This is a genomic window from Lysobacter zhanggongensis (genome assembly GCF_046638635.1).
Taxonomy (GTDB): Bacteria; Pseudomonadota; Gammaproteobacteria; order Xanthomonadales; family Xanthomonadaceae; genus Novilysobacter; species Novilysobacter luteus.
This window is the reverse complement of record NZ_JBJXHK010000150.1, coordinates 1-2,263: the sequence shown is the minus strand read 5'-3', so window position 1 is coordinate 2,263 and position 2,263 is coordinate 1. Positions and strand designations below refer to the sequence as shown.

4 protein-coding genes are annotated in these 2,263 nt (G+C 72.1%); all 4 read left to right on the top strand.

All coding sequences use genetic code 11. The features are described from left to right. The first annotated feature begins 163 nt into the window (after positions 1 to 163). Positions 164 to 418: a Sec-independent protein translocase subunit TatA gene (gene tatA, locus ACKVMH_RS13310; RefSeq protein ID WP_412700639.1), complete on the top strand. Its 255-nt coding sequence runs from the start codon at positions 164 to 166 to the stop codon at positions 416 to 418. A gap of 21 nt (positions 419 to 439) precedes the next feature. Beyond that, positions 440 to 1,003, top strand: coding sequence for a Sec-independent protein translocase protein TatB (tatB, locus tag ACKVMH_RS13305; RefSeq protein WP_412700638.1), 564 nt, complete (start codon positions 440 to 442; stop codon positions 1,001 to 1,003). Then, positions 1,000 to 1,785, top strand: coding sequence for a twin-arginine translocase subunit TatC (gene tatC / locus ACKVMH_RS13300; RefSeq protein ID WP_412700637.1), 786 nt, complete (start codon positions 1,000 to 1,002; stop codon positions 1,783 to 1,785). The genes tatB and tatC overlap by 4 nt, the downstream gene beginning before the upstream one ends. Before the next feature lie 2 nt (positions 1,786 to 1,787). Continuing rightward, a partial coding sequence (locus tag ACKVMH_RS13295; protein WP_412700636.1) for an RDD family protein occupies positions 1,788 to 2,263 on the top strand: 476 nt, incomplete at its 3' end.

Genomic DNA, 2,263 nt, shown 5'->3' with positions numbered 1-2,263 from the left:
CGCCGACCACGCAGCCGCAGCCGCAGCCGTTCGAGCCGGTCGACAGCCCCTACGACCCGGTCCGCACCGAGCCGCTGCCGCCCGTGCCGTAAGGCCCGCGGGCACGGCGGTCACGGGGCTTGCGGTATCCTCCGCATCCCTCTTCCCGGCGAGCATCATTGCGATGGGCAGTTTCAGCATCTGGCACTGGTTGGTCGTGCTGGTGATCGTGGTGCTGGTGTTCGGCACCAAGCGCCTGAAGAACGTCGGCAAGGACCTGGGCGAAGCGGTCAAGGGCTTCAAGCAGGGCGTCGCCGACGATGACAAGCCGGCCGCACGCCTGTCCGACGATCGCGTGCCCGACGAGCGCCGCCGCGACGAAACGGCCACCAGCGACCGCGATGCCGCGCGCGACGACGACCAGATCCGTCGCCCGTAACGGCGCGCTGCGTCCGCCGTCATGTTCGACATCGGCTTTTCCGAGCTGTTCCTGGTCGCGGTCGTGGCGCTGATCGTGCTGGGGCCCGAGCGCCTGCCGCGCGCGGCGCGGTTCGCCGGCTTGTGGATCCGGCGCGCTAAGGCCCAGTGGTACTCGGTGAAGTCCGAACTCGAGACGGAGCTGGCCGACGAGGAGTTGCGTCGCAGTCTGCGCGCCACCGAAGCCGAACTGCGCGCCGCGCGTGCGCAACTGCACGAAGGTGGCCAGGCCCTCCAGCGCAGCTTCGCGCCTGATGCCGCGGCCGCGCATTCCGAACCGACGTCACCCGAACGGACGCCGCCCGGACCGGCCGAACCCGGCCCTTCCGGGCCGGTGCGGCGCGACCCGCAACCGGGCGATGCGCCACAGGGCGACCCGGACCCGGATGCGCCCGAACGCCGTGAACCCGGCTCGCCGCCGCCGGAACGCCGCGATCCCGACCCCGCTCCCGAAACCGACCCCGGCCATCCCGGCGACCCGCCGCCCGGCCAGCACGTGGACGGTGCCTCCGATGCGCCACGGCGCGTGCGGGTCGACGGGCGATGACGGGCCACGGCCACCGCGACGCGGCGCCGGACATCGACAACGGGTCCGACGCCAGCGCCGGGCCCCGCCTGCTCGACCATCTGCTTGAGCTGCGCGCCCGCCTGCTGCGTGCAGTGGCCGGGCTGGTGCTGGTGACGCTGGTGCTGCTGCCATTCGGCAACGACCTCTACGCCTGGCTGGCCCAGCCGTTGCTGGCCAAGCTCCCGGCCGGTGGCCAACTGATCGCGGTCGAAGTGGCCAGCCCGTTCTTCGCCCCGGTCAAGCTGGCGTTCTTCACCGCGCTGATGCTGACCACGCCCTGGCTGCTGTACCAGGCGTGGGCCTTCGTGGCGCCGGGCCTGTACCAGCGCGAAAAGCGCCTGGCGATGCCGCTGTTGGCCTCGTCGGTGGCGCTGTTCTACGCCGGCTGTGCGTTCGCGTACTTCCTGGTGCTGCCGGCGGTGTTCGGGTTCCTGGTCAAGGTCGCGCCCGACGGCGTCGCGATGATGACCGACATCAACGCCTACCTGGACTTCGTGCTGGTGCTGTTCCTCGCCTTCGGCGCCAGTTTCGAGCTGCCGGTGGCGCTCGTCATCGCGACCCTGCTGGGCTGGGTGACGCCGGCCCAGTTGCGCGAGTCGCGCGGCTACGCGGTGGTGGGCATCTTCATCGTCGCGGCGGTCATCACCCCGCCCGACGTGATCTCGCAACTGATGCTCGCGATTCCGATGTGCCTGCTGTACGAACTGGGGATCGTCGCATCGCGCTGGCTCGCCCCGCGCGGGTCGGCGCCCACGTCCTGAGCATGGGCCGGGCGGCAACGGCGGCGCCCGCCGGCTTCTGGCACCGGGCCGCGGCCTGGTCGATCGACGCGGCGTGCATCGCACCGCTGGCGATGCTGCTGGGGTGGCGGTGGCTGCACCCGGCAAGCGTCCACCTCTGTGAAGCGACCGAAGCCCTGCTGCGGCTGGCGGGCGAGCTGGCCGCACGCGCGATCGTCGACGGCACGCCGCTGCACGGACTTGCGATTGCGTTGATGCACGACCCGCGGATCACCGACGCCACGGCGACGCTCCAGCTCGCGACCTGGCGGTGGCTGTTGCCGGCTTCGTTCGCCTTCGGGTTGGTGGGCGCCGCGTGGCACGTGGCGGGAGAGCGGTCGCGCTGGCAGGGCAGTCCCGGCAAGCGGTTGCTCGGCCTGCGCGTGACGTCCCGGGACGGCGCGACGCCGTCATTGGCGCGCTCGGCCTGGCGCCACCTGGCGGGCACGGCGTCGTGGGC

Coding starts and splice junctions, on each gene's coding strand:
- tatA (WP_412700639.1), top strand. CDS start 164: ATGGGCAGTTTCAGCATCTGGCACTGGTTGGTCGTGCTGGTGATCGTG.
- tatB (WP_412700638.1), top strand. CDS start 440: ATGTTCGACATCGGCTTTTCCGAGCTGTTCCTGGTCGCGGTCGTGGCG.
- tatC (WP_412700637.1), top strand. CDS start 1,000: ATGACGGGCCACGGCCACCGCGACGCGGCGCCGGACATCGACAACGGG.